Origin of the sequence: Neobacillus niacini (assembly GCF_031457145.1) — a bacterium.
In the GTDB taxonomy this organism is placed as follows: domain Bacteria; phylum Bacillota; class Bacilli; order Bacillales; family Cytobacillaceae; genus Neobacillus; species Neobacillus niacini_J.
In genome coordinates, this window is the sequence record NZ_JAVDVZ010000003.1 from 39180 (window position 1) to 66024 (window position 26845).

General features: G+C 40.8%; 25 protein-coding genes and 2 pseudogenes. 21 read left to right on the plus strand and 6 right to left on the minus strand.

What is annotated here, in order from left to right:
• Positions 1 to 64: 64 nt before the first annotated feature.
• From J2Y03_RS09160 to J2Y03_RS09200, 9 genes are all read left to right on the plus strand, one after another.
• Positions 65 to 1666 carry an acyl-CoA carboxylase subunit beta gene (locus J2Y03_RS09160; protein ID WP_310193136.1) on the plus strand — a complete coding sequence of 534 codons (1602 nt, stop codon included), beginning with the start codon at positions 65 to 67 and terminating at the stop codon, positions 1664 to 1666.
• A gap of 695 nt (positions 1667 to 2361) precedes the next feature.
• Positions 2362 to 3618: an LLM class flavin-dependent oxidoreductase gene (locus J2Y03_RS09165; protein WP_310193139.1), complete on the plus strand. Its 1257-nt coding sequence runs from the start codon at positions 2362 to 2364 to the stop codon at positions 3616 to 3618.
• Between the two features lie 32 nt (positions 3619 to 3650).
• Positions 3651 to 4460 (plus strand): alpha/beta fold hydrolase, encoded by an 810-nt coding sequence (locus tag J2Y03_RS09170; RefSeq protein WP_310193141.1) that lies wholly within the window; start codon positions 3651 to 3653, stop codon positions 4458 to 4460.
• Between the two features lie 889 nt (positions 4461 to 5349).
• Positions 5350 to 6612 (plus strand): MFS transporter, encoded by a 1263-nt coding sequence (locus tag J2Y03_RS09175; RefSeq protein ID WP_310193143.1) that lies wholly within the window; start codon positions 5350 to 5352, stop codon positions 6610 to 6612.
• 402 nt (positions 6613 to 7014) lie between these two features.
• Positions 7015 to 8283 (plus strand): cytochrome P450, encoded by a 1269-nt coding sequence (locus J2Y03_RS09180; protein ID WP_310193145.1) that lies wholly within the window; start codon positions 7015 to 7017, stop codon positions 8281 to 8283.
• Between the two features lie 136 nt (positions 8284 to 8419).
• A complete protein-coding gene (locus tag J2Y03_RS09185) occupies positions 8420 to 9157 on the plus strand; it encodes an SDR family NAD(P)-dependent oxidoreductase (RefSeq protein WP_310193147.1) in 738 nt (245 codons plus the stop codon).
• Between the two features lie 12 nt (positions 9158 to 9169).
• On the plus strand, positions 9170 to 9931 hold the full coding sequence (locus J2Y03_RS09190) for an SDR family NAD(P)-dependent oxidoreductase (RefSeq protein ID WP_310193149.1): 762 nt from the start codon (positions 9170 to 9172) through the stop codon (positions 9929 to 9931).
• Between the two features lie 30 nt (positions 9932 to 9961).
• Positions 9962 to 10738: a 3-oxoadipate enol-lactonase gene (gene pcaD / locus J2Y03_RS09195; protein WP_310193152.1), complete on the plus strand. Its 777-nt coding sequence runs from the start codon at positions 9962 to 9964 to the stop codon at positions 10736 to 10738.
• Between the two features lie 227 nt (positions 10739 to 10965).
• Entirely contained in the window at positions 10966 to 11772 is an 807-nt protein-coding gene (locus tag J2Y03_RS09200) for an alpha/beta fold hydrolase (protein WP_310193155.1), read from the plus strand.
• 97 nt (positions 11773 to 11869) lie between these two features.
• Here J2Y03_RS09200 and J2Y03_RS09205 read toward each other — a convergent pair whose 3' ends face one another.
• Positions 11870 to 12790, minus strand: a complete 921-nt coding sequence (locus J2Y03_RS09205) for a LysR family transcriptional regulator (RefSeq protein ID WP_310193157.1) — start codon at positions 12788 to 12790, stop codon at positions 11870 to 11872.
• A gap of 150 nt (positions 12791 to 12940) precedes the next feature.
• Between J2Y03_RS09205 and J2Y03_RS09210 the strand changes: the two genes are divergently transcribed.
• Together J2Y03_RS09210 and J2Y03_RS09215 are read left to right on the plus strand one after the other, a co-directional pair.
• Positions 12941 to 14341: an acetyl-CoA carboxylase biotin carboxylase subunit gene (locus J2Y03_RS09210; protein ID WP_310193159.1), complete on the plus strand. Its 1401-nt coding sequence runs from the start codon at positions 12941 to 12943 to the stop codon at positions 14339 to 14341.
• A gap of 116 nt (positions 14342 to 14457) precedes the next feature.
• The gene (locus J2Y03_RS09215; protein ID WP_310193161.1) at positions 14458 to 15438 is read left to right on the plus strand and encodes an NADPH:quinone oxidoreductase family protein; all 981 of its coding nucleotides are present in this window, start codon (positions 14458 to 14460) and stop codon (positions 15436 to 15438) included.
• A 177-nt stretch (positions 15439 to 15615) separates the two neighbouring features.
• Here the strand turns inward: J2Y03_RS09215 and J2Y03_RS09220 are convergent, their stop codons facing one another.
• Positions 15616 to 15741 carry a hypothetical protein gene (locus J2Y03_RS09220; protein ID WP_310193164.1) on the minus strand — a complete coding sequence of 42 codons (126 nt, stop codon included), beginning with the start codon at positions 15739 to 15741 and terminating at the stop codon, positions 15616 to 15618.
• A 680-nt stretch (positions 15742 to 16421) separates the two neighbouring features.
• Here J2Y03_RS09220 and J2Y03_RS09225 point away from each other — a divergent pair.
• From J2Y03_RS09225 to J2Y03_RS09235, 3 genes are all read left to right on the plus strand, one after another.
• The gene (locus tag J2Y03_RS09225; RefSeq protein WP_310193167.1) at positions 16422 to 17129 is read left to right on the plus strand and encodes a riboflavin kinase; all 708 of its coding nucleotides are present in this window, start codon (positions 16422 to 16424) and stop codon (positions 17127 to 17129) included.
• A gap of 347 nt (positions 17130 to 17476) precedes the next feature.
• Positions 17477 to 18010 carry an NADPH-dependent FMN reductase gene (locus tag J2Y03_RS09230; protein WP_310193170.1) on the plus strand — a complete coding sequence of 178 codons (534 nt, stop codon included), beginning with the start codon at positions 17477 to 17479 and terminating at the stop codon, positions 18008 to 18010.
• Positions 18011 to 18226: 216 nt separating this feature from the next.
• Complete coding sequence (locus J2Y03_RS09235) at positions 18227 to 19345, plus strand: NADH:flavin oxidoreductase (protein ID WP_310193172.1); 1119 nt, start codon at positions 18227 to 18229, stop codon at positions 19343 to 19345.
• Positions 19346 to 19701: 356 nt separating this feature from the next.
• On the opposite strand, the pseudogene J2Y03_RS09240 reads toward J2Y03_RS09235, so the two are convergent.
• Positions 19702 to 19908: pseudogene (locus J2Y03_RS09240) on the minus strand (IS66 family transposase); the annotation flags it as partial.
• A gap of 149 nt (positions 19909 to 20057) precedes the next feature.
• Here J2Y03_RS09240 and J2Y03_RS09245 point away from each other — a divergent pair.
• Positions 20058 to 20549 (plus strand): flavin reductase family protein, encoded by a 492-nt coding sequence (locus tag J2Y03_RS09245; RefSeq protein WP_310193174.1) that lies wholly within the window; start codon positions 20058 to 20060, stop codon positions 20547 to 20549.
• Positions 20550 to 20685: 136 nt separating this feature from the next.
• On the opposite strand, the pseudogene J2Y03_RS09250 reads toward J2Y03_RS09245, so the two are convergent.
• Positions 20686 to 21132: pseudogene (locus J2Y03_RS09250) on the minus strand (IS3 family transposase); the annotation flags it as partial.
• Between the two features lie 133 nt (positions 21133 to 21265).
• Positions 21266 to 21427 (minus strand): HNH endonuclease, encoded by a 162-nt coding sequence (locus J2Y03_RS29130; protein WP_463675877.1) that lies wholly within the window; start codon positions 21425 to 21427, stop codon positions 21266 to 21268.
• Between the two features lie 79 nt (positions 21428 to 21506).
• Here J2Y03_RS29130 and J2Y03_RS28925 point away from each other — a divergent pair, with 79 nt between their 5' ends.
• From J2Y03_RS28925 to J2Y03_RS09270, 4 genes are all read left to right on the plus strand, one after another.
• On the plus strand, positions 21507 to 21659 hold the full coding sequence (locus J2Y03_RS28925) for a hypothetical protein (protein WP_396954188.1): 153 nt from the start codon (positions 21507 to 21509) through the stop codon (positions 21657 to 21659).
• Positions 21660 to 21731: 72 nt separating this feature from the next.
• Entirely contained in the window at positions 21732 to 21962 is a 231-nt protein-coding gene (locus J2Y03_RS09260) for a DUF3951 domain-containing protein (RefSeq protein WP_310193181.1), read from the plus strand.
• A gap of 507 nt (positions 21963 to 22469) precedes the next feature.
• Positions 22470 to 23036, plus strand: coding sequence for an RNA polymerase sigma factor (locus J2Y03_RS09265; RefSeq protein ID WP_310193183.1), 567 nt, complete (start codon positions 22470 to 22472; stop codon positions 23034 to 23036).
• A complete protein-coding gene (locus tag J2Y03_RS09270) occupies positions 23014 to 24624 on the plus strand; it encodes a DUF4179 domain-containing protein (protein ID WP_310193184.1) in 1611 nt (536 codons plus the stop codon). The genes J2Y03_RS09265 and J2Y03_RS09270 overlap by 23 nt, the downstream gene beginning before the upstream one ends.
• A 288-nt stretch (positions 24625 to 24912) precedes the next feature.
• Here J2Y03_RS09270 and J2Y03_RS09275 read toward each other — a convergent pair whose 3' ends face one another.
• Complete coding sequence (locus tag J2Y03_RS09275) at positions 24913 to 25083, minus strand: EAL domain-containing protein (RefSeq protein WP_310193186.1); 171 nt, start codon at positions 25081 to 25083, stop codon at positions 24913 to 24915.
• Positions 25084 to 25185: 102 nt separating this feature from the next.
• Here J2Y03_RS09275 and J2Y03_RS09280 point away from each other — a divergent pair, with 102 nt between their 5' ends.
• Both J2Y03_RS09280 and J2Y03_RS09285 read left to right on the plus strand, forming a co-directional pair.
• Positions 25186 to 25329, plus strand: coding sequence for a hypothetical protein (locus tag J2Y03_RS09280; protein ID WP_310193984.1), 144 nt, complete (start codon positions 25186 to 25188; stop codon positions 25327 to 25329).
• Positions 25330 to 25860: 531 nt separating this feature from the next.
• The gene (locus tag J2Y03_RS09285) at positions 25861 to 26829 is read left to right on the plus strand and encodes a ring-cleaving dioxygenase (protein ID WP_310193189.1); all 969 of its coding nucleotides are present in this window, start codon (positions 25861 to 25863) and stop codon (positions 26827 to 26829) included.
• The last annotated feature ends 16 nt before the right edge of the window (positions 26830 to 26845 follow it).

The window sequence follows — 26845 nt, forward strand, 5'->3', positions numbered from 1 at the left end:
TCGCCTGATGGGACGACAAAATGCTGGAAAGAGAAAAAATTCCAAAGTTAAAGGAGAAATATAGATGGAAACGACAGAAAAAAAGAAACCGGAAGTAGCAGCATTGGATTGGACTCCAGAACTGGAGGAGCTTCGGTTCCGACGCAAGGTAGCCGAAGGACTGGGCGGGCCTGAATCGATTGCCTATCAGCATAGCAAAGGTAAGTTGACAGCTCGTGAACGTCTTGATCTTTTACTTGATGAGGACAGCTTTCGCGAAATAGGGAAGATTGCGGGAAAAGGTAAATACAACAAGGATGGAGATCTGGAATCGTTCACGCCGTCTAACTCCATTGCTGGTACAGGACGAATTGAAGGGCGCAAACTTATTGTCACGAGTGATGATTTCACGATACGTGCAGGTTCATCTGAGTCTGCCGTTCCTGAAAAGTGGGTCTATGCTGAGCGTATGGCACATGAGATGGAGATGCCGCTCATTCGGTTAGTAGACACGGCCGGTGGGAGTGTCAAAGATCTTGAAAAAAACCAAGGTACCAAGATTCCAGGGTATCCAATGTGGTCAAATGTCTCTCTTTTAGGTCGTGTCCCTGTTGTTGGCGTTGCGTTAGGGGCTTGTGCGGGACTTGGTGCCCTCAGAGTGGGACTTGCGCACTTTTCCGTGATGGTGAAGGATATGAGCCAGGTTTTTGCTGCTGGTCCGCCTGTGGTGAAGCAAGGTCTGAACCAGGATGTGACAAAGGATGAACTAGGAGGCTGGCAGGTTCATACACGAATGAGCGGTGTGGTCAATAATGAAGCTGTCGATGAAGCGGATGCATTCCGTCAAGTACGCCAATTTCTCTCTTATATGCCGCGAAATGTTTGGGAAGTCCCTGAACGCAAATTTACGGATGATGATCCGTGGCGTGTCAATGAAGAGTTAAACTCGATCATTCCGAAAGACCGACGCAAGATCTACAAGCCTCGCAAAATATTGGAAACCGTGTTCGATAAAGGATCCATATTTGAAATAGCCCGAACCTTCGGGGGTTCCACCATTACGTGTCTGGCGAGGTTGAATGGTTATACAGTAGGTGTGATGGCGAGCGACCCAATTGTTATGGGAGGGGCATTAACCCTGCAGTCGGCGCGAAAAATGGAGCGCTTTGTTGACTTGTGTGATACCTTCCATATCCCGATTATTAATTTCGTCGATCAGCCAGGAGTGATGACGGGATTGGAAGCCGAACGCAACGGTACGATGGGTGCGGCAATGCGTGCGATCGCAGCGATTGAACAGGCACAAACTCCGTGGTGCTCAATCATTGTTCGCCGTGCTTTCGGGGTCGGTGGTGGTGCGCACGGACCGAAACAAGGTCCGGAAGGCCGCTCGCTCAACCATCGCTTTGCTTGGCCGTCGGCGCGCTGGGGGTCGGTTCCGATTGAAGGCGGCGTGGCCGCATCCTATAAAAAGGAAATTGCTGCGGCAGAAGATCCGATTGCCCGCCGAGAAGAGCTGGAGAGCTATTACCACAAGCTTGCCTCTCCGTTCCGCACCGCTGAAAAGTTCGGAGTTGTGGATATTATTGAGCCGAGCGAAACACGCGCCGTACTGTCCGACTGGGTGGAAGACGCTTACGAGCTAACTAAACGACATGTTGGATTACGCTGCCGAACCATGCGTTAATCTGGAGGAACACGGTGCCTTGATACTGACAACAAGCCTCATAGAGGCAAGATTCCTGTAACACAAGATTTAGGGAGAGGACAATACTTGAGAGAAGTCCATTTCCGCTTTGTAAAGACGAGGTCATTTCATTTTGCTCTAACCGCAGGGGTCAAATAACATAACAATTTGAATGATTTAGATATCGATTTATCCGGTAAAGTGAAAGTGTTGAAGATACCACTACCAAACGGAAGTTGTGTCCTTTAAATGATGGATCAAAAAACAGCTAATTTTTAACCACTCAATTTAAAACGCTTTCAAAAAGGGACATGCCTTATAGACCGACCTTCTAAATTATAATAAAATAGGTTGTTGTCCATCTAACGCCGTGATTGCCGAAGAATCTATTATCAATTCTGGAGAAGTGATTTGTCCCTGCGAACTTTGCAGATAAGTTGGTTGTGGGATATGCAGCTGTTCCGATTATGAAAGTGTTTAATCATAACACGCTCAATGGGGATTGGTAGGGAGCAGCTTTTTCTGCAAACCGGATCATCATGTAAGATACACTGTACATCTCAGGGAAAATATATCGTTGAGTTAAACTGAATGGACAATCACCCAACTTTTAGGGAATAGACAGCTTCATAGATGAGTTGTCAAATAGAGGGGATAGCCGATTGTAAAACTAGTAAATTCAGGAGGAAACCATTATGAAGTTTATTGCCTTTCATTTCATGCCGTATCGCGAATTACCTTCAGATTTTGAAGAAAAGTACCCGAGCGTATGGGTAACACCCCCCAAGACACTCTTTAATCCGGAGTTGGGACACCGCATGTATCATGACTATCTGGATGAATTGGAGTATGCGATTGATTTGGGCTTTGATGGAGTCGGTGTCAATGAACACCACAGCAATGCCTATGGCATGATGCCATCCCCGAATCTGATGGCGTCCATTTTATCTCGAAAAATAAGAAATAGCGACAAAACTAGCCTACTCATACTCGGTAACAGCTTGGCTGCATATAATCCTCCAATACGGGTAGCTGAAGAAATGGCGATGCTCGATGTCTTGTCAGGTGGAAAGCTGATCGCTGGATTTCCGGTAGGTACCTCCATGGATGGAAACTACGCGTATGGAATAAACCCGGCAGAACTGCGGGAACGATATTACGAAGCGCATGACCTGATTATGAAGGCGTGGAAGAGTGATGAAGTCTTCATGTGGAATGGCAAGTACAATCAATTGCGCTACGTCAATCCATGGCCGCGCACGGCTCAACGACCGCATCCGCCGGTCTGGATTCCCGGCGGCGGCAGTGTGGAAACCTATGATTTCTGCATTGAAAATCAATATTCTTTCTCTTTTCTCAGTTACTTCGGCCATAAGTATGCCAATAAGGTGTTGGGACCATTCTGGGAGCGTAACGATGAGTTAGGTGGGGATAGGAATCCGTATAAAACAGGAATCTGCCAGTTTATTTTTGTATCCGAGACAGATGAGCGAGCTCAAATAGAATATGAGGAACATATCCGCTACTTCTTCAGTAAGTGCATGCACACCGATCGCCGATTTGCCGAAGCTCCAGGTTATCGAACGGTCAAAAGTCTGCGGGCAGGACTTCGTTCCCAGTTTGACGGAACTAAAAAAAGACCGGGAGACATGCTCAAAGACGGTACGATGACCTGGCAGGATTTGATTGATGAAGGTTTTATCATCGCAGGTTCACCGACTACGGTTCGCGATCGGTTGAGGGATGTCCTGGGGAGTATTCGGGCCGGAAACGTTGTGGCTTTATTGCACGCTGGTTCCATGCCGCATTGGCTTACACGGAAAAATATGCAGATGTTTGCCGAAGAAGTAATGCCGTATGTAAAAGATATTCACAGTGAATGGGATGACTCACAATATTGGCCTAAAGGGATTTCGGAAGAAAAAGTACAAGAAACGCTAACACAGCCGTAGTGGCAATTTAAATGGATGAGGAGGGCGAAAACATGGCACAGCCGATCAGCAAAATTATTAAGATAAATGAAAACGTTTCTTTTGAAGTGAAAATTGCGGGGCAGGGAGAGCCCGTTGTGTTTTTGCATAATTTAGGAGGGTTGAAGTGGAATCGGTTTCTCGATCAACTTTCCGATCATTACCAGGTGTATGCCCCTCACTTACCTGGAACAGGGGCTTCGACAGGGCTTGAGACAATCAATAATTTATGGGATTTGATTCTCTGCTATTATGATTTGTTCGATGAACTCGGACTTGAATCGGCCCATGTCATCGGCCATTCGCTTGGTGGCATGATCGCGGCGGAACTGGCGGCAACAGATCAAAGTCGTGTGAAGCAATTAGTGGCTATCGCCCCGGTAGGATTGTTTCTAGAAGATCATCCGATTCCGGATATGTTTGCTATGCTGCCGGAGGAACTTAATAGACTACTCATACTGGATCAAGATTCGCCTGAAGCGCAAATGATGCGCTATGTTCCGGATGATCTCGATGATCGCACGGAGTTAATGATTGAGCGGATCCAAAACCAGGTAGCGGCAGCCAAGTTTTTATGGCCTATCCCTGATAAAGGGTTAAAGTCGCGAATACACCGGATTAAAGCACAAACGCTGTTGATCTGGGGCAAACAAGACGGGTTAATCCCAGTCGTGTATGGGGAAGAATTTCAACGCCGTATTGCCCACTCGGAGTTGAAAATCATTGAAAACGCTTCACATCTAGTCGATGTTGAACAGACTGAGGAAGTGATCTCGTTCATTCGAGACTTTATGAAAACCAGCGATGTTGCTTTAGCTCGGTAAGCCTTAACTCTCGCAATCTATTAAAAATATGAACGGGAAAACAACAACCATAAACAAGAAAAAACGTGTTTGGGAAGCCGATCATTATCGACTTCAGTGGAGGAACTGGTTCATACAATCATGGGGGGTAACAGTTAGTTAGAATTACTAATTGCCTGGTTTTCTGGTCGTTTATTTTTAAGAAAAATAACAGCCTCTTCAAATCACGTGTATTGGTTAGCGGAGAAGTCGCCATTCTTTCGGGCAACCAATGGCGACCTCCATGTTCGTACTCTTGGTGCCGATTGCTGCAAGTTTGCTGCCCGAAAGGGAAGGTTTAGTACTGGGTGTTGATTGACAGGGATTATCGGCTCCGTTGTGACTGGAACGGTTGTGCAATCTTGCAGGTACTAATGAAACGCTCGGATTTGATTATTCAATTTTATTTATTAGTATTCTATTATTTACATTTCAGTAAAAATAATTCGTTGAGTTAAAGCTATATGGACGAAACAAGCCCTGAACGATCTGGAAAATCAGGTTTTCACATTTAGGAGTTTGCTTGGCATCATATGCCAAATAAAGCTTGGGCAATATGTTCTGAAAAAAGGAACGTTTGCCAATGATTTTGTTCTACCCAACCTTTCGTTTGATTCCTATGAAAGATTATTTCGATTAGGTGTTTAAGGCAGGTGAAAGTCTTCTGCGGGATTTCGACCAAGAAGCTGCGGTCATTGTTCCAGAGCGTGCTGGATGATCATTCGTTCAGATATGGAAGGTGGAATCTATCTGGACAATAGATCGTAACAAACGAATAGGGAAACTGCAACCAAAAAAGATGAAAGCGCAACCGTTGAGCAGCAACAGCTATTAAAGGGATAGATTCTAATGTTTAAGGAGTGAATTGTTCATGCGCTGGAGGATAGTTGTATTTTTGTTTATAGGTATGGTTATAAACTTTGCTGACAAAATGGTTGCGGGATATGCAGCGGTCCCAATTATGGAAGAGTTTAATCTAAGCTACACGCAATGGGGTTTGATAAGCAGCAGCTTTTTCTGGCTCTTTATGATTTCGGGAATTTTCGGATCGCCATTAGCTGACCGGTTTGGAACCAGAAATATGTTGACTATCATGCTGCTTGCCTGGTCGGTCATTCAGTCCGGCGCATTTCTCGTTACGGGGATAATCGGTCTGATGATCATGAGAATGGCGTTAGGTGCTTTCGAAGGACCGTATTCACCCACCTCGAACAATCATGTAAGCAAGTTTTTTAGGCCGGAACGCCTCAGTTTGGCTATTTCCCTCGTCAATGCCGGCAGTGCGGTAGGCGGTTTGATTTGTGCTCCTTTGCTCGTTCTCGGTATTCAGGAATTGGGTTGGCGGCAGACGTTTGGCGTTTTAGGTGCTATTAGTATAGCTTGGGTTGTCTTTTGGTTATGGTTAGGGAAGGAGAAGCCGGTTTCGGAGAACGCCGGGACGACAGAAGTAAAAACGATGCCGAAATTGAAATGGTCGGAAACCTACCCTGTATTACTGTCTCGTCCTTTTGTAATGGTTTGTCTTATGCTCTTTTCGACCTATTGGGTTTTGGTGTGGACGCAGTCCTTTTTACCTGCCTATTTGGTGAAAGTGGTCCATTTGACACCGGCTGAGATGGGGTATTTTTCATCCATCTTGGGGGCTTCGTATGTTGTGTTAACAATATTAATTGCCTGGTTTTCCGATCGTTTATTCCAGAAACATAACAGTCTGCGCAAAGCGCGTGTTATGGTTGCCGGTATCTGTACCGTTCTGCCAGGTGTCCTGTACTTCTCGATGACCATTTTTACCCATCCCATCTATATACTTATCGCCATGATTTTAGCTAAAGCCATGGTACATGCCGTGTTTATCCTGTGGGTGCCGATTGCGCTGAGCTTGATGCCTGAAAGGAAAGGGTTAATCCTTGGTGTGGGAACGGGTTTCGCCCAATTCGCAGGGGTCGTTGGACCCGTTGTGACCGGATTCATTGTGCAATTTGCCGGTGCGAATGAAGCGCTTGGATTTGACTATTCGATCATATTTATGAGCTCGCTATTATTGCTTTCCGGTTTAGTTTTCACCTTATTCTGTAAGCCAGATGTGAATGAAAGAAAGACTGTAAATCACAGTGAAGAAGTGTCGGTGGGTTAAAATAGGGGCGGGTTATCTTTTTTCTACGTTAATTCATTAGTGTTGCATAAATATCAACAGAGTTTTCAGTCTTATATTCTTTTCTTTTTAGGATACTGTTTTATCCATTTTTCTATGCACAAAATAATATAATTGAACATTTTGAGTATTTCATATAGTAAATTTGAATTAATGCAACACTAGTGACGTTAATTATATACCCTAATTTAAGGGGAAAGACAGCTCGAAATAGTGTATGATACCATTTTGAAAAAAGCGGAGTAGGAAGAGAAAGCCACAAAAGTTGAGGTGAGACCCGAATGCGGCCATTAGATTTGGGCACCTAGGGTTTCCCCCTCTTCTTTACTGCCAGTAGCTCGATTTCAAAGTAGCAAACATGATTTTATTAAGGGAGGTAAATGTATGATTCTTGAGAATAATGCTGCATCCACTGGCAAATGTCCGTTTCATGGCGCCGGAAGCGAATTTAAACCCTTCGACCAAACCTATTGGGAAGATCCCTATCCTTTTTGGGAAAATGCTCGACAGAACGAACCCGTGTTTTATCACCCTGAGTTGAACTACTGGGTTGTAACTCGCTATGCGGACATAAAGAAAATTCTTGCCGAACCGGCTTCGTTTTCATCGAAGATTCTCAAGGAAGCCATGCGGCCGTTATCCCAACAGGCCATCCAAATCCTTAGGGAGGGTGAGGTTAACCCGAATAATACTGTCACCAATGATGATCCTGAACATAAAAAAATTCGCAGACCTATTAACTATGCTTTTGTCCCGAAGCGGGTGAATGAAATGGAATCGAAGGTTCGGGCTCTCGTTTCTGAATACATTGATCGTTTTATTTACAAGGAAAAAGTCGATTTAGTCTCGGAAATGTTCTTTGAATTTCCAGCAGAGGTTCTCTTCGAATTCCTAGGTTTTCCGAAAAAGTATTTGTCTGAGATTAAGCAATTCTCCGAGCAGCGTCTGTTGTTGAGATTTGGTAACCTCCCGGCAGAAGAGCAGGTGAAGGAAGCCCATGGGGTAGTGGATTTTTGGAGATTATCTAAAAAAATGGTAAAAGAGGTCGCAGATGCCGAGGTTACGCCGGATAACTTCCTGGGAGACTTGCTCCGTTATCGGAATGGGGATGATACCATATTATCCTTGGAAGACATCTCGGGAATCCTGTACGGCCTCCTGTTTGCCGGCCATGAAACGACGACTAACCTAGCGGGCAACGCCATCCGTACCTTGCTCACCGAACGGCATGAATGGGATGAGATTTGTGCTAATACGAACCTCATCCCGAATGCTATAGAGGAAGTTATGCGCTACAATCCTCCCGTATTCTACTGGCGGCGACGTGCACTGAAATCGGTAAATATCGGTGGTGTAGAGATTCCAGAAGGTGGAAACCTACTACTGGTGATGGCTTCCTCCGGCCATGATGAAGCCAAGTTTGAAGAACCAGAAAAGTTTGATATTCACCGTAAAAATACGAAGGACCACTTGGGCTTTGGCTTTGGAAAACATTTCTGTATCGGTGCTCCGCTTGCCCGCCTTGAGGTGCGAGTGATTCTCGAAGAGTTTGCCAAACGGCTGCCAAACCTCCAGCTTGTTGAGGATGAAATAAAACCTATCGTTTCTAATCTGTTTGCACGTGGACCGAAAGAGCTTTGGGTTAAATGGTAGGGCGTAAGGTCATAGGGAATTCCCCTTATTGACAAAATATATATAGAATCTTCGGATGAATAGAAATAGTATAATTTCTCCTGTCAATCCAAAATAGTTAGACTGGATATGAGTTTATGAGAGGAGGTTAACAAGTATGAATGCAAAAGAAAAGGTAATTGTCATTACAGGGGCAGCCAGTGGGATTGGTCGAGCGACAGCACGTAAATTTGCTCGCGAAGGGGCGCGAGTAGTCGTTTCGGATCTTAACGAAGCCGGTGGAATGGAAACAGTAGACCTGATAAAAAAAGATGGCGGGGAAGCAGTGTATATTAAAACAGATGTGGCAAACTTACATGATGTAGAAAACGCAGTTAATTTCGCTGTGGATACATATGGAAGAATTGATGTTATGTTTAATAACGCTGGTACAAGTGGAAAAGCACCGCTCCTTGAGCTCAATCCGGAGATTTACGATCGGGTTATAAAAGTAAACCAGTACGGTGTCTACTATGGCATTGTAGCAGCAGCACGCAAAATGAAGGATCTTGGTATTAACGGCATAATTGTCAATAACGGTTCCGTCTATGGTTTCCTTGCATCCGAAGAAGGAAGTTTTAGCTACCACACATCCAAAGCTGCTGTGAAAATGATGACCCAATGTGCTGCGCTTCAGTTGGCCCAATATAGTATTCGGGTTATCGGGATAGCACCTGGATTCGTGGATACACCTATCAGTAAAAGTAAAGATAGAGCTAGTAGCAAGCACATGAGAAAAGAGCTTATAAAACCTGAAGCCATTGCTGATGCTGTTTATCTGCTTTGTCTGAAAGAAGCAAATGTTATTAATGGAAGTACCGTTATGTTGGATGACGGTTACTCCGTATTTAAGTAAGGAGGGAACTTAGTGGAATTTGCAGATAAGGTAGTAATCATTACGGGTGCTGCTGGAGGAATCGGTAAAGAGACGGCACGCCTGTTTGCCAAACAAGGGGCAAAACTAGCATTGGTAGATTTAGATCAATCCGCCCTGGAATCCGTTGCGTCGGAACTAGAACTAGAAGATTACTTGGCGATAGGAGCCGATGTTTCAAACGAAAATCAAGTGATGAACTTCGTTCAGGCGACAAAAGAGAAGTACGGCAGGATTGACATATTCTTTAACAATGCCGGCATTATAGGCAAATTGGCAAGAATGACGGAAATCACCGCTGAAAATTTTGATAAGGTTATAAATGTAAATCTAAAGGGTGTTTTTTATGGTTTAAAGCACGTGTTGAAAGTCATGCAAGAACAAAAATCAGGAAGCATCGTGAATACGTCGTCTGGCCTAGGATTGCATGGCGGTGTCGGACAAGCCGCTTACTCGGCTACTAAGCATGGAATCATCGGGCTAACCAAAACAGCCGCCCTGGAGTCGGCAGGTTTGGGGGTCCGGGTTAACGCCATCTGTCCATCTGCTGTATATACACCTATGATAAATATAATTGAAGAGTTTCGTTCACCGGAAAGAACAGAGAAACATAGGGAGCAAGCCGAGCAGCGTATTCCCTTGAAACGTTATGCCAAGCCACAAGAAGTTGCAGAGCTCGTTTTATTCTTGTCATCTGATAAAGCCTCTTTTATAACAGGATCCGAATATAAGATCGATGGTGGGTCGCGGGCGTAAATAACACTATACAATTTAAGGAGATAAGGTATGAGTTTTATTAATGTAAACGGAACCAAATTGCATTATCGTTTTGACGGTGCGGCGGATCTGCCTGTCTTGGTTCTCTCCCATTCGCTTGGAACCGATCTTTCCATGTGGGATTTGCAGATACCAGAATTCACACAGCATTTTCGGGTGTTGCGCTACGACATGCGTGGGCACGGAGCGTCGGATACGACCCCTGGACCTTATACGATAGAGCAGTTGGCATTAGATGTAGTGGGCTTGTTAGATGGTTTGGAAATTGAGCGGGCAAATTTTTGCGGCATTTCGATAGGTGGCATGATCGGAATATGGCTGGCCGGGCATGTTCCTGACCGCCTGATGAAAATCGCCCTTTGTAATACTGCGTCATATAAAGGGGCTGCTGAAGTCTTTGATTCGCGCATTGAATCCGTTCTCAAGGGCGGGATGGATGCTGTTGTCAGCGGAAGTTTAAAGACCTGCTTGAGTGCGTCCTTTCACGATAAGGCACCAAACGAGGTAGAAAAGTTAAGAAGAATGGTATTGGCAACGTCACCAGAGGGTTACGCAGCTTGCTGTGCAGCAATCCGGGACATGGATCAAAGGGATACCGTTTGCCGTATATCTGTTCCGTCATTGGTGATTGCGGGCAGTGAAGATTTGTCCATGCCTCCGAACGTCGTGCAATTGCTTGCAGAACAGATTCCTGATGCCAGATATCTTGAATTGGCGGCCGCTCATTTGTCGAACATTGAGGCTGCCGGACCATTCACGGCCGAAATCGTGAAATTCATGCGATGATTTGATTTCTTGGTCCCTTTGAAGTAACAGTGAGTCCTTTGCTCTTCATTGTTGCTTAAAGGGAGTTATCTCTACAAATCTACGAAAATGGTGGATTTCTGCACTACAGAGGGGATGTGGACCAACACTCAGGTCTTGTCTCAACCATTTTGACTAAAAGTTAAATAGGCAAATAAAATGGATGAACCCTATTTTTTTCGCAAAATTAACGAATCAGGAGGGATACTATGTTTCAAAGCAAGTATGTAATGGTAGGGAATATTCGTACACACTATTTAGAGGCCGGTGAAGGAGAACCGTTAATTCTAATACATAGCGGTGAATATGGAGGAAGTGCCGAAAATAGTTGGGAGTACAATATCGAAGCGCTGAGCAAACACTTTCATGTGTATGCACTTGACATGGTCGGATTTGGTCACACCGATAAATTGTTTAATTTTGATGATCCACAGGCTTTTCGATTGAATCATATTCAGGAATTCATGCAGGTGATGTGCATAAATGAAGCTTCCTTCATGGGAAGTTCAGTAGGAGGCGGCATGCTTTTAGCAGTAGCAGCACAAGAACAGCCGATCTTGCCAATTAAAAAGCTTATCGTGATTAGCGGAGGAGGACCGATTGATCTTGAAGCATTCGGAATTCTAACTAAATATGATTGCACTAAGGAGTATATGGAAAAAGTCTTGGATCTTATTTTTTATGAAGATAAATGGAAATCTGGAGAGTATTTGGAAAAAAGGTATGAATCAAGTCTAATTCCAGGTGCTTGGGAAGCCGCCTCTGCCGCTCGCTTAAAATCTCCTGTAGCTAAGGAAAAGGAGCGCCATATCCCTGATTATGGAAAGATTAAGGTTCCTGTCTTAATTTGCGGTGGGGAAAACGACAAATTGAAATACCCTGATTATGCGGAAAAATTACAAAGCAGTATTCCAAACTCTCAAGCTAAAATGTTTGAAAAATGCCGTCACAATGCACATATCGAACATGCAGAAGAATTTAATGAGCTTGCTCTTGAGTTTCTATTAAACAATTAAAAAGAGAGTACATTTCCTTAATTGTTGTAGGCAGCCAAAAGATGACTTCAGAACTCATCCGAAGTCATCTTTTTCCTAGTCGCGTGCCCAGCTTTCCCTAGAAATCTACTAAAATGGTTGATTTCAGAACTTTGATGAATTCTCTACTAGTCTTTGAGAGATACTGGTCTTTCAACTTGATCCAGCCAAATACAGAGCTCTTTTCCTCTCCGGAGATTTGCAAGGGAATAATTTTACCCGTAAGTACATAGGGGTCGTTTTTTAGTTCCAAATCCGTATAAAATCCAATTCCTAATCCTTCGGCTATAATTCGTTTGGAGGCTTCCGTGTTACCCGTTGTTAAAAGAATGTTGGGTTCACTGTACTTTCTAAGCAATGCTGTTATTTTATGATGCATTTTAAAATCGGAGCTGGAAATAACGATCGGATAGTTAAGTATTTCTTCAGGGGAAACGGAATCGTTTCGCGATAAAGGTGATTGTTGGCCTACACATGCGAAAGTCTTAAAGTCGTGCAATTTTTCAAAGGATAATTTCGCCGAATGTTCCCAATTATTTTGCTCATAGTTTCCATTGGAAATGATTCCAATATCGATTTTTCCATTTAGTACATCTCTCTCAATCTGTAATGAACCTTTTACAGAAAGTTCAATCTTTACCAAGGGAAACCTATTTTTAAACACGGCCAATGTTTTAGGTAAGACACTCATACAAACGCTTGGAATAACGGAAAAAGAAAGTGTTCCGTTTAATTGATCGGATTCAACATTGGAAACTTCTTTCAATTCATCTAATTTGCCTAAAATCTCTTTTGCAATTTTGATAGCTTTTTTTCCATCTTCTGTCGGTTGCGTACCAATTTTTTTGGAACGATGGAATAATTTCGTGTCCATCTCTTCTTCCAGACTATTAATAGCTTGACTGATGCCCGGCTGTGAAATGTGAAGCTGCTCTGCTGCTGATGAAATAGATCCACATTTCGATATTTCGATTAAGTAGATTAGCTGTTCAATGCGCATGTAATCACACCTTATAAGTAATATTTATGTTAATGTTCAATATTATTATTTTACATTATTTATCTTTATAAGTATAACTAAAGTTATAATATTAAAAATTTTCACGTAATTGTCTTCGTTCAACCAAACTTAAAAAAGAGGTGTTGCCAAATGAATCTAGAAACACAACGGATCGATAAAGGAGAGCGCAAAACGAGGGGGATTCATCAATTTCATAAGGTAGTAGTGGCGAATAGAGGGGATGTGGCCAGGCGTGTGATCCGTGCCCTCCGCACGCTCGGCATCCGTTCTGTTGCCGTTTACTCTGAGGCCGATGCAGGGGCGCCGTATCTTGCAGAAGCAGATGAGGCGTATCTGATTGGAGAAGCACAGGCTCAAGCTAGTTATCTGAACCAGGATGCTCTATTAAAAGTGATTAAAGATACGGGAGCAGATGGTGTTCACCCCGGTTATGGGTTTCTGTCTGAGAACACGGAATTTGCTGCACGTGTAGAAAGTGCCGGCGTCCGTTTCATAGGACCGTCACCCCAATGGATTGACGCGATGTCCCACAAGAGTCAGGCGCGGGAGTTGATGGCCAAATACGGTATGCCTATTGGGCGTGGATCGGGCATTCTTAGTGATGATCAAGAGGAAATCATCGCGCAAGGCCGTCATATTGGCTTCCCAGTGTTGGTCAAACCCGCTGGTGGAGGCGGCGGAATAGGCATGCTTCCGGCTCATGACGAGGAAGAATTGCTTAAAGTGGTGGAAAGAGCCCGTTCCTTGGCGTTTCGATCGTTTTCAAACAATCAAGTTTACCTAGAAAAGTACATGGTTCAGCCGCGCCATATCGAATTCCAGATTCTTGGCGACCAACACGGAGGGGTACAGCACCTGTTTGAAAGAGATTGCTCCGTGCAGCGACGTCACCAGAAAATCATCGAGGAAGCACCGGCACCTGCTGTAGATTTAAAAGAAATGGATGGGTTGGCGCAACAAATCATCAAAGTGCTGCAAGACATTGGATACGACAATATCGGAACAGTTGAGATGCTGCGGGGAAGTGACGGATCCTATAGTTTTCTAGAAATGAATACCCGTCTTCAGGTGGAGCATGCTGTCACGGAAGAGATTACGGGAGTGGATCTCGTTGTAGCACAGATCCGTTCCGCTGCGGGTGAACGATTAAGCCATATTTTACCTGCAACCATCGAGCGCAGTGGACATGCCATCGAGGTAAGAGTGTATGCGGAAGATCCGAAGAAATTCTTTCCATCTCCAGGTAAACTCAAAACATTTCGTACGCCTAGCGGAAACGGCATTCGTGTGGAAACGGGATACGCAGAAGGGTTGACAGTAACTCCCTTTTACGATCCAATGATCGCTAAAGTGATTGCCCATGCGGAAAACCGCGAAAAAACGATCGGAATCCTAATAGATGCACTAAGGGAATTTGATGTCTCTGGAATAAAGACGAATATTCCTTTTCTGCTCGATGCACTTGCCTCAGAACAGTTTAGGGCTGGCCAGGTGCACACGGGTCTTGCCTCAACTATATTGTCTAGTTAAGGAAACAAAAGAAGACCAATGTCGTCATAACTGATACTTATATTGATATTCTGTATTAGTATTGTACATTTATACTTCATATATGTTTTGATAGATTAAAAGGGAGGTAATTATTAATGCGTAGTTGGGTAGTTACTGAAAATGGGAATCCAAGTGATGTATTGCAAATTAGAGAGGTACCTAAACCTAGTTTGGGAACGGGACAGGTATTGATAGAGGTTAAGGCAATGGCATTAAACTTTTTTGATATCCTGCTGTGTCAAGGAAAGTATCAATCAAAGCCACCGTTGCCGTTTACACCGGGTGCTGAAACTTCCGGAATTGTCCGGGCGGTTGGTGAGGGGAGTTCATTTGTTGTTGGGCAACGGGTATTTGCCAGGCCTCAGTTGCCTGCTGGAGGACTTTCCGAATGGGTAGCTGTTTCAGAAGGATCCGTTTTTCCGATACCTGATTCCATGTCTTTTGAAGAGGCAGCAGCTATGTTTATCACTTATCAGACATCTTATTATGCACTCCACAAACGAGGAAATCTCAAAGCTGGTGAAGTACTGTTGGTACATGCGGGATCTGGCGGCGTCGGCTCCGCAGCGATTCAATTGGGAAAGGCAGCGGGAGCACGTGTGATTGCAACCGCGGGTGGACCGGAGAAGACACAGATTTGCAAGGATCTGGGCGCTGACGTGGTCATCGATTATCTTACGGAAGATTTCGTCAAAATCGTCAAAGAAGAAACAGGAGGACGCGGGGCAGATGTGATTTGCGATCCGGTTGGTGGTGATACCTTTGATCGCTCCAGAAAGTGCATTGCATTTGACGGTCGACTGCTAGTTATTGGTTTTGCCGGGGGACGCATTGCAGATGCACCGACTAACCATGTACTCGTTAAGAACTATTCTGTAGTTGGGGTACATTGGGGATTATTCCGGGACAACTTCCCTGAACAGGTTAGAGAGATTCATCAGGACCTTCTGGCCCTATATGAACGTGGCGATGTACGCCCGCTCATTTACAATCCTCTGCCATTCGAAGAAGTACCGCAAGCTTTAGATCTTTTAGGAAGCCGTAAAACCTGGGGCAAGCTCGTGGTTAAGCCGTAAGTAAAGTGAGTAAATCAACAAGATAGTGAAATCATAACAAAAGGAGCTTTGTGCAGAAAGAAGCACACGGCTCCTTTTTTTCATAAAATGTTAAGTCTTTCACACCGTTGCGGACTTGTTCATTTTTTAAAATGGGAGAGCACCTAATTCCCTGGTTTTGGAATCGAGTTGAATAGATTAAGATGCTTCTGGTTCTTGTAACGTAACTGTGTATCCTAAACTTTCAAGTCTTCGTAGTGAATGTCGAACAATGGATTGCTGTCTCTGTTTATCAAAGTAGTCTTCACCTAAGTCTATATACATTTATTTTCGTGTTAAGAGATAATAAGAGATACGTAACATGGCACGAGCAACGACAATTCCTGCTCGTTTCTTTCCTTTTCGTGATGCTGTACGCCTATACAGTGACTGTAATAGAAACACAGTGTTTTGATTAAGTTCAATCATAACTCATGCTTATATTGATATTATAAATTTGTATTTTACATCGAAATCACTTATATGTTTATATAATATACAAATAAGAAAAATTTTAACTGTTTTAAATATTAAGTTAATGGGAAAGGTGATGCTCACATGGCACTTATTCAAGTAAGAGCTGAAATATCGGGATCTGTATGGAAAATTGAAACAAAGGTAGGCCAGCGGGTGTTGTCAAGGAAATCAAGGTAAAGGAAGGACATTCCATAGCAGAGTGTGATCTGGCAGTCGTTCTGGAGGATTAAATCAAGGAGAGGTAGATGGTTTAACCACTGAATTTAAAGCGCTTCCAAAGGGAACATACCCTATAAACCAACCTTCTAAATTGTAATAAAATAGATTTCAGCCAAGAAATTTAAACATAGAATTTCCAATTCTATGTTTATAATGAAAAATCCCCTACCCAAAGTAGGAAGAATTATATATAAGTGGTTCAATAAAACCCTTGAACCATCTGACTCGGTAAATGCCGAGAGTCTATCTAATATACGAGGAGGATACATATGGCTTCGGTCCTTTGTACGGTTGAAGGAGTAGTGATAAAAGGCAAGCAGCTGGGGAGAACGATTGGATTCCCGACCGCCAATCTAACTTTGGCCTCTCCGACGCCCCGACTTAAACATGGGGTTTATGGGGTATCGGTTACTCTTTCGGCTAAGCAATTTTACGGCATCATGAATATTGGCATAAGGCCGACTTTTCATGATCATGGCCAGATCAGTTATGAAGTCCACTTGTTTGATTTTAATCAAGACATTTATCATGAACGATTGACAGTCGATCTTCACTTTTTTGTAAGGAAAGAGATTTCTTTTCCGGATAAGGATGAATTGGTTCAGCAAATCTGTCGGGATGTTGAACTTGTCCGAAACAGATTCGCTTTGCCGGGAACGAAGAAATCCCCTCAAACTAATCTCTACCGGGAACGGAGGGGGATTCCTAATCAAGATGAAATCCCTCATTTGCCTGATTTGTCTTTCGTGCAGTTCTGTGAAGAGGAATTTGGCGTCAATCGCGGGGTATATAATGTCATTGACTCCTGGTTTTATCATAAGGGAAGTGTAGATATCCTGGAGCGGCGGAACAAAATCATTCATTTCCTCCTCTATATGCATCATTCCAAGGAGATTAAATCGAATGGCCGAATGAAAATCGGCAAGAATGGATTGTCCGTTATGTTTGATGAATACTTGAATTATATAAGTATATAAAAAATATTGAGAGTAGTGTTGTAAATCATGATGTTAATTTAAAGCACAAGGATGCTTTGTCTTAGTTGTATAGTTAATTAAACTAATTTTTTTTAAAAAAAGGGTTCACGAGATTGTATGTACCCTATTTCTTTTACTACTCAATCCCATTTGTAGCGTTCGTATCTACTACATAAATCCCATCATCATTTCACAAAGATCATTACCATTATTAGTATTAACGCTATTTTTGTCCCAAGATAGATTTATAGAATTTTCTAAAAAGAGGAATGGATTCTATTAAATTTGTTTAACAAGATAAGTCGACAAATGGAATAACAACTAATACATAAAAAGGATGTGTTTATATGAAAATTTTGGGTATCAGTGGAACAATCGTGGGATCAAAAACAAAAATTACTGTTGAAAAGGTATTAGAAGATGTTAAAGAAATTGATTCAAATATAGAAGTTGAATTATTAGATCTTAAGAAATATGATTTACAATTTTGTGATGGTCGTGACCCAAAAACTTATATGGGTGATACCAAGAAAGTCATTGATATTGTATCAAGTGCCGATTCTTATATTATTGGTACACCGATTTTTCATGGCACAATGCCAGGGACACTAAAAAATCTTTTCGATTTGATTCCAGTTGAAGTGATGAATAATAAGGTAATCGGTTTTGTAGCAGTTGGAGGAAACTACCAACATTATCTTATGATTGAAAATCAACTTAAACCAATTGCAGGTTATTTTAAATCCTTTGTAGCCCCGAATTATGTATTTGTTCATAATGATAACTTTCAAGATAATAAAATTGTAAGCAACGATATATTGGAGGAAATAGCTCGTTTATCTAAGGAAGTTGTTATGATGCAAAAGGTGATCACAAAATAGATTTATTATAGAAAACTAATATTCTATTGAATCAATTTCATAATTGCTTATTTTAAAGAAACACAGACCTACAGAATTTAGGTTCTGTGACGCTGTTCAATGGATTGACTAATCGTTTATACGATGTTTAGAACGTTTGTTTGTTAATGATTTTAGTGTGTTAACCTTTTAATTACAAATTAGATAGGAGAGCGCTATCAAAGGGGGGTTTCGATCATGTTAAATACAAGACGATTATTTGAGCCCGTTACATTAGGTAATACAACTTTAGATAATCGAGTTGGAGTGGCACCTATGACTCGCACGAGTGCTACCGCAGAGGGCTTAGTGACCGATCAAATGATTTCATACTACACCTCTTTTGCCAAGGGAGGATTCGGACTGATTATTACAGAAGGGATATATACAGATAATCAATATAGTCAATGTTACTTCAATCAACCTGGAATTATAGATGAGGAACAAGCTCAGATATGGAAAAAACTTGTCGATTCTGTTCATCAAGCAGGTGCAAAAATCTTTATGCAGTTACAGCATACAGGCCCTCTATCTCAAGGAAATCGTTTTATGGAAGGCACGATTGCTCCATCTGTTGTTTACCCTAAAGGAGAGCAACTGAAATTCTTTGGAGGGAAAGGACCATTTCCTCTTCCAAAAGAAGCAACAAAAAAAGATATTGAAGACGTTATCAAAGGATTTGTAGATTCAGCGAAACGTGCTCAATCGGTTGGATTTGATGGAGTAGAAATCCATGGTGCTAACGGTTATTTGTTAGATGCTTTCCTGACTGATTATACAAATCAGCGTTCAGATCAGTACGGAGGTACTACAGAAAAGCGAGTTCGCTTATTGGTGGAAGTTTCTGAAGCCGTGCGTGAAGCTGTGGGTCCTAATTTCACGGTTGGAATCCGAATTTCACAAAGAAAAGTTAACGACTCCGAACATAAATGGTCAGGAAAAGAGAAAGATGCTGAAATTATCTTTGGTCAATTAGGTAAAGCTGGTCTTGATTATATTCATGTGACAGAGCATAAAGCATGTAAGCCAGCTTTTGATACAAGTCATGTATCTCTTGCAGCTTTTGCGAAGAAATACGGCAAAATTCCAGTCATCGCAAATGGAAATCTAGAAGATCCTTCCAAATCCAGTGAAATGGTAGAGCAAGGAGCAGCTGATGTAGTGACTTTAGGTAAAGGGGCGTTAGCTAACCATGATTGGGTGAACAAAGTTAAAAATGGAGAGCCATTATCTGAATTCAACCCAGCTGAAGTATTAAGACCAACTGCAATAATTAAGGAATTTGAAGTGGAAGGCAGAAGTATTATAGGAAGGTAGCCAAGTCTATCTCTTAGCTAAGTAAATATCATCCAAAAGGTATGGATAGTACTTGTGAATAAATACACTTAAAGTAAAGGGTAGCTTTAGAGAAAGAAAAATTATTTTATTTTAAGATAGAGATCATTGTTTTAGCTATTCCATTATAGGGGCGCGATTCCAGCTGACGAAAGCCTACGCGATAGGGTGGTTAAATCATGGTGCTTGGGCTGAACAGATATGGTGAGAATGTAATGAAATAGAACAATAAACTATATTGCTGACGAACTTCTGAAAGTACGGGGTATGTGACTTTTTCAGCTATAACGTAAGCGTTAAATAGCCCCACCTGTATTTTCTCAGAGGGACCTAAATTATTATTTAGTTATCTTGTTAAAGGCATTGCATGAAACTGATAGAGTTGTTAACCATGGAAGTAATGGATTAATGGCATCTACTTCTGTTAAATTCATATTGGGAAGCTGCTCAAATAGATAGCGGAAATAGTAATATGGATTTAATTCTAACGCTGTCTCCACAATACTGTAAATAATGGCACTGGCTCTTGCACCTTTGGGTGTATTGACATGTTGTTTTTGTTTTAACCACTGGTGTTTTGATTAAGATCGATCATAACACATGCTTATATTGATATTGAAAATTTGTATTTTACATCGAAATTACTTATGTGTTTATATTATAATAAGAACGATTTTAAAAGGAGAGATGTGTGATGGATCAAAGGGAATTTCGAAATACAGTGGGGACATTTGCCACAGGTGTTACTATTATTACAGCAAAAGGTGAAGATGGAAAAAATATTGGCTTAACCGCAAATGCATTTTCGTCTTTATCATTAGATCCACCTTTAATATTAGTTTGCATTGATAAGAAAAGTAGTAGTGTACCAGCTTTCCAAAAAGGTCGTCCGTTTGTAGTGAATATATTATCAGAAGAACAAGAAAACGATTGTTGGTCATTTGCAAAGGGAGGAGTAGATAAATTTGTAAATGCACAATATGAACTTTCCCCAAATGGTGTTCCCATATTAAAAGAAAATCTATCAACAATTATTTGTGATGTTTTTGAAGTTCTTGAAGGTGGTGACCATGTTATTGTTACCGGTTTCGTTAAAGAGATTTCAAGAAACGAGGAGAAAAAGCCACTAATTTTTTATGGTGGAAATATTTGTAAACTTACCGTTCCTGCTTATTCCAATAAATAAGGAATGTCAAATACATTTCGAGGTTTTTCTAATAATTCTTAAAAATGAAAACGCTATATATAATTGCGAAAAACCGCTTGTAGGCAAAGTTTGGTACTCTGTCAAGAAAATGGACACTACAAACAGAGAAAATTGTTCAATTTGTTTTTCTTTGTTTGTAGTATCGCTTTTCATAAGCAATAGGAGACATATAGTTATTTGTTGAATGAATCCTTTTATAATTATAGAAACTTACAATTGTTTTCCAGAATTCTGTTTTTTGCTTGTTTACGAGTTTGATAGTTTTCATGAAAAATTAACTCTTTTTTAATAACGCTATGAAAAGATTCAATACATGCGTTATCGTAACAGTTACCTTTTCTACTCATACTAGTTGTAATTCTATGATCTCTAAGGATCTGCTGATATTCTTTTGACGCATATTGACTACCTCGATCTGAATGGTGAATTATCCCTTCTTTCGGAGGTTGTCGCCCAATTGCTCGCTTTAAAGCTGTAATCACTAACTCTTTTGTCATTCTCTTATCTATCTGCCAACAATAATTCTTCTTAAAAATAAATCCATAACAGTCGCTAAATTGAGCTATCCTTCTTTTGTTCAGAGTAGGATAAGAATACGGTGCACATACAAAATGATTGTATGATTTCCAAACCCTTTCCTGCAAACCTTCACACCTCTCAGCGTATACGGCTCTCACTTGGTTAAATGTCTAATATCAAACTATTTGAATATGAGAATAACAATGTTCGCAAGTTGCGAGTGTTTTACGATTATTTGCAATCATAACGGTATTCCATGGAGTATTTGATTTCAGTTCTGATAGTTTTCTTACGTGATGACCCGTTGTGCAATCTGCTAGTACTAATGAAACGCTCAATTGATTGGTGCTTAGTAGCGAATACACCAACCGTTCCAATTTTCTTGCGGTTAAGACGAGTGCCCGTTTGCTATATTGTTTGGCTGTACCTATTAAGGATTTTTTTTGTAATACAGTAGCTGCCATTAGTATTTCAGGCCCCGAATTTCGTATTCATGGTAAGGACAAAAAGTTTTACCTTCCTAATCTCCTATCTACCGGAAATGAAATTTCCGAATATTGTGATTTATAGCAAAAATCTAAATCTAATATCTTGTAAATAAAAAGAATAAGCTGTAGAGATTGAAAGAAAGAGGCGATATAGATGGAAATAGTAATAGGATATCTAAACGTAATACTTATATTAATCATAAATTTTTATTATACTGTGTTTGCAAAGAAAGAGAGTGTAACTTCTTTTCACATCCCATTCGTTCCATTTGATGTAATTTCAGGACAAGATGAAGTTGAGTTTCATGAAGAACAAAAGGTTTTGACAGGGTCTAGAATTCAAGGAACTGATGAGTTAAATAATTTGAACCGAGTTCCAAAATAAGAAATATCTTTTATATTATTTATCACTAGCGTTGCATTAATTTAGTTTCATTATTAAAAATAAAATATTGTAATTAACATAAACTGACCCTTATATACAGTATCAGCTACAGAACGTTTATGTAATGCACCTTTTATCATTGTTTATGTGTATCCGTCGATAAGTGTTTAAGGACTTGACTTGGAGCCTCTGTGGGTACGATTTGACTGTGGAGAAACATACTGTAGATAAGGGTGCGTTAGTTGAACAAGCTAATAGAAATCAATAAAAGAAATGGCTCAGTATAGTGAACTGAGCCATTTCTTTTATTTCAAAAACAGATACAAAACACGGTACAAATTGGGTTGCATTTTCGGCAGCATTTTCAGGTTTTGCGATACGAAACGGAACCCGTTAGTAATTTTGCTCTCCTTTTTTTTATATGAAATTATTTATCGAGTTAACTCGTTATAATAGATGATAGAAAAAACGAGACATGCGCATGATCGTTTTACCAGGAGGGTTATTATGGAGGAAGATTGGCAATGGATTCAAGAAGTGTTATCTGGCAATAAGCAAGCCTATGCACACATTATTAATAAATACAAAAACCAGTTATATGCCACTATTTTACGAATGACAAGAAATCCGCATAATGCACAGGACTTAGTACAGGAGGCCTTTATTAAGGTATATCAACAGCTGGGGAAATACGATAATAAGGGGTCATTTTCCAAATGGATGTACCGTGTGGCAATTAACCATTGTATGGATGAGTTCCGCAAGAAGAGCTATAAAATGAAACAAGTAGAAATAAATGAAGAAAAAGTAGTAAATCCCAATCATCCAGAAGTCATTTTTTTGAAAAAGGAGAAAAATCGCCAGCTTGAGCGGCTAATTGCAGCCCTGCCTGAAGATGAGCGGATGATTATTCTTTTGCGCTATGTTAATGAATTAAGCTATAGCGAAATTAGCGAGTTGAGTGAACTCCCTGTTTCAAGCGTTCGGAATAAACTTCATCGCGCTAAGCAAAAAATGAGAGCTTCTGTCAAACTAGAAGGAGGGTATTTTCATGAATTGTCCAACGATCGATAAACTGTCACAATATGTTGATAACCTGCTGACGGAACAGGAGCTGGTTGAGCTCAGCACCCATTTAAAAGGCTGCAATGATTGCAAACACATGGTTGAGGAGCTTTACAAAGAACAGAAATTTTTAATAGAAACCTTACAAACACCGGCGCTGCCAGATGATTTTGCTTCGACCATTCTTGCTCAGCTTGAGCCTTATGAAAAACAAACAAAAAAGCCTGCATGGAAAAGAAGAATGCTTTTTGCTGCAGGGGTGGTGTTAGCAGTTGGATTAAGTACCACACTGAATCCAAGTTTTGCAAAGTGGGTTGGCGGCTTGTTTGCAACCGATCAAGTAGACGAAGGATTAAAAATGGCATCGAATGCAGGTATGGCAGAGCGGGTCAATCGTGAAGTGACGGATCAAGGGCTTACATTGAAAGTAGAAGATGTGGTAGCAGATTCTTCTCGGGTGGCTTTATCCTATCAAATCGTAAATAAAAAAGGAAAAATACAGGATTCCTATATCGAATTGGCGGATTCCAATAACGAAATCTTCGCCAGCGATCAAAATGGAAAAAGGCTTGAAGGGGTAGGTATAGGCTGGCAGGATGGAAGTGAGTACGGCTTAATCGAATTTTCGTTGCGGGATCAAGAGGATTTAGAGGAAGTCAACGTCAAATTTGATTTAGTCGAGTTGAACGGTGTGCAGGGTCATTGGGAATTGGAGGTTCCGGTTGATTTAAAAGAAAGAAATAAATTTACCACCACTCTCTCATTAAATGGTGCGGCAACAAGCATGAATGGCGTCAACATTAACATGAAGGAAGTTCGATTTGCTCCTTCCTCGAGTGAATTATTATATGAAACGTCTTTTGCCAAAGAAGAACAGGCAAAGATAGAAGAGGAGATTAGAGATTTAAAAGTGAGATTTGGTGAAGAAAACGTCAACTATTTCACGAACTTTGGAACGGCCATTCAATATCATATTGAGAACGAGGAAAAGAAAGCTGTTTACCATCATAATAGTTTTTTTGAAGGGAAAGGGCACCCGAGTGATTCAGGAATAATACAAGGTTCCGGAGCCGATATGGGGCAAATCGGGCAGGTGGCCTGGAATGAATCCTTTATCCCGCAAAAAGAGGACGGCAAACTAACATTTGTTTTGGACGGTGTTGTTAAAACAGTACCTTCCGATTTTTCGATAAAGTTTAAACCGAAAGAATTGAAGAGGAACCCGGTCTCGTTTGAATATGAAGGAAATTTCATCACGATAAAAGGGGCGGAAAAGAAGCTTAAGTTATCTCTCCGCAAGTCACTTAATCCAGTTGATATCGAAAATATTTTTACCATTGAAATGGAAGGCGGAAAAGAAGCTGGGAGTTCTGATTTTGGAGATTGGGTTATTGTGGATAACCATGGTAAAGCATTCCTTGCGTATCATAGCGGGTCGATTCTAGATGAAAAGGATAAAAACGGACGCTACAAGACAACCCTTGACCTCAGAGCTTATGATGTCGATGAAGTTCCTGAGGAATTAACTTTACATCTTCTTTCCGTAACACGTTATGAAAAAGCAGGCGAGAAATGGGAGGTTCCATTGTACAAGTAAGCAGTGAATAAATTGGTAAAAAAAGACTTCTTTATTTCATAATGAGATAAAGGAGTTTTTCTTATTACTAGGCAATTCAGTTTGATGAACATATGGCATTTGCTATGAAGATCATTTTCATTGGCTTTCCAAAGGGGTGTGGTGGTCATCTCCTCTATGAAGACCACTTTGTATGGGTTTCCAAAGGGATTAGGTCGTCATTGCCTTTATGAAGACCACTTTCTCCGTTTTCTAAAGGGATTTTGGTCTTCATACGCCTTATAAAGATTGACGAATACCTTACTTTCTTTATTCGTATGAATCTTTTACAAACGATTGGTCGACTTTTAATGTATCAATTGGAAGGTCTTTAATATAACTTAGTGAACTATACCCTGTTCCAAAATCATCGACAGAAATATGGATGCCTAGATTTCGAATTTCCTTTAAAATGGATACCGTGCTTTTGACACTTGCCAAGACACTTTCAGTTATCTCAAATTCAAGCCATTTTGGATCTAATCCTGTTTCAAAATTGCAAAGGCTATCATAAACTTAGCAAAATACATCGGATTAAATGTCATTGCAGAAGGAATCGAACTAAAGGAACATGTTGATGAACTTAGCAAAGATGGTTATATACTTGGACAAGGTTACTTCTTCAGCAGACCATTGAAAGTGGGAGCATTTGAGGATTTTATGACAACGAATCATGCAGCGTCATAAAGCTTGAAATGGAATTGGTTCATGAAGAGACTAGCAAAATAAGATAATCTCAACAAGGGCGTAATATTTAATGTCATTAATGTTAAATATTATGCCCTTGTACTACATATAAGGGCATTTTAGTTCAATAAAATAATAAGTTATTGACAAAAAAATATAAAAGTATTATTATTATCTCATATTCAAGATAATTAAATTCAAGATAATTTAATTCAAAATTTTTTTGGAGGTGGATTTAATGGAGAGCAAATGCAATAATTTGCCCTTTCTGATAGTAATCCAATCATCTAGTAAGGAATAAAGTGTAAGCCTGTATTTTTTTAAACTAATATCTCGAATTCAAGATAAAAAGAAGAATTTAAAATAATAAACCATTGGTTTATTACTAATTCTTTGGTAATTGGTTTACTAGCTTTAGGACTATGAACACCACTTGGAGGAATAATATTTGCAGGAATTAATTTAATGGCTATCGTAAAAGTGCATGCTCCAAATGGATTAAATTAATAGTATGACAGGAGTGATTAGAAGATGGAACTCTTAGGACTACATCATGTATCAATATTAACAGGAAAAGCGGAAAAAAATTATGAATTTTATACAAAAACTTTAGGAATGAGATTGGTGAAGAAAACTGTAAACCAGGATAATACAGAATCCTATCATCTTTTCTATGCTGACGGTGAAGGAACCCCAGGAACGGAAGTGACGTTCTTTGACATTCCTCATCTTGGGCAAACATACAGGGGAACTTCAGATATTTCTACTGTATCACTAAGGGTTAGAAACTCGGATTCATTGTTATTTTGGAAAGAACGGTTTAACCAATTTGGGGTTGAACATGATGAGATTCAAAAAAGAGCAAATCGTGATACCTTGGCTTTCAGAGATTTCGAGGGGACAAGCATAATACTGGTAGCTGATAACGGTGAAAAGGGTGTAAGAGCAGGAGTTCCTTGGCAAAGGGATGACATTCCATTTGAACATGCCATTATTGGTTTAGGACCTGTAACATTAACAGTGGCAATTGCAGGACCAACTATCGGTGTTTTAACAGAAGTTATGGGTTTTCGCTTTGTCGGGTCCTATCCGTCACTTGAAGGGGATCATCCTGATATATCGGTTTATGCGACTGGCGAAGGCGGCAGTGGTGCGGAGGTTCATATTGAAACAAGACCCGATTTGCCAAGAGCCCGCTTAGGTCGTGGTGGTGTTCACCATGTTGCCTTCCGTGTTCCAAATGAGGAAGAATATAATCAATGGGCAGAGCGTTTGCAAGAACACAGGTTACCGAATTCAGGGAAAGTGGAACGGTATTACTTCAAGGCATTATATTTCAGGGAACCCAATGGCATCTTATTTGAATTATCTACGGATACCCCGGGATTTGCGACAGATGAACCAATGGAAACAATGGGAGAAAAACTATCACTTCCATCATTTTTGGAACCAAATCGAAAAGCAATCGAAGAAAAATTACGTCCATTAATCTTAAATTAGACACTTGGAGGAATAT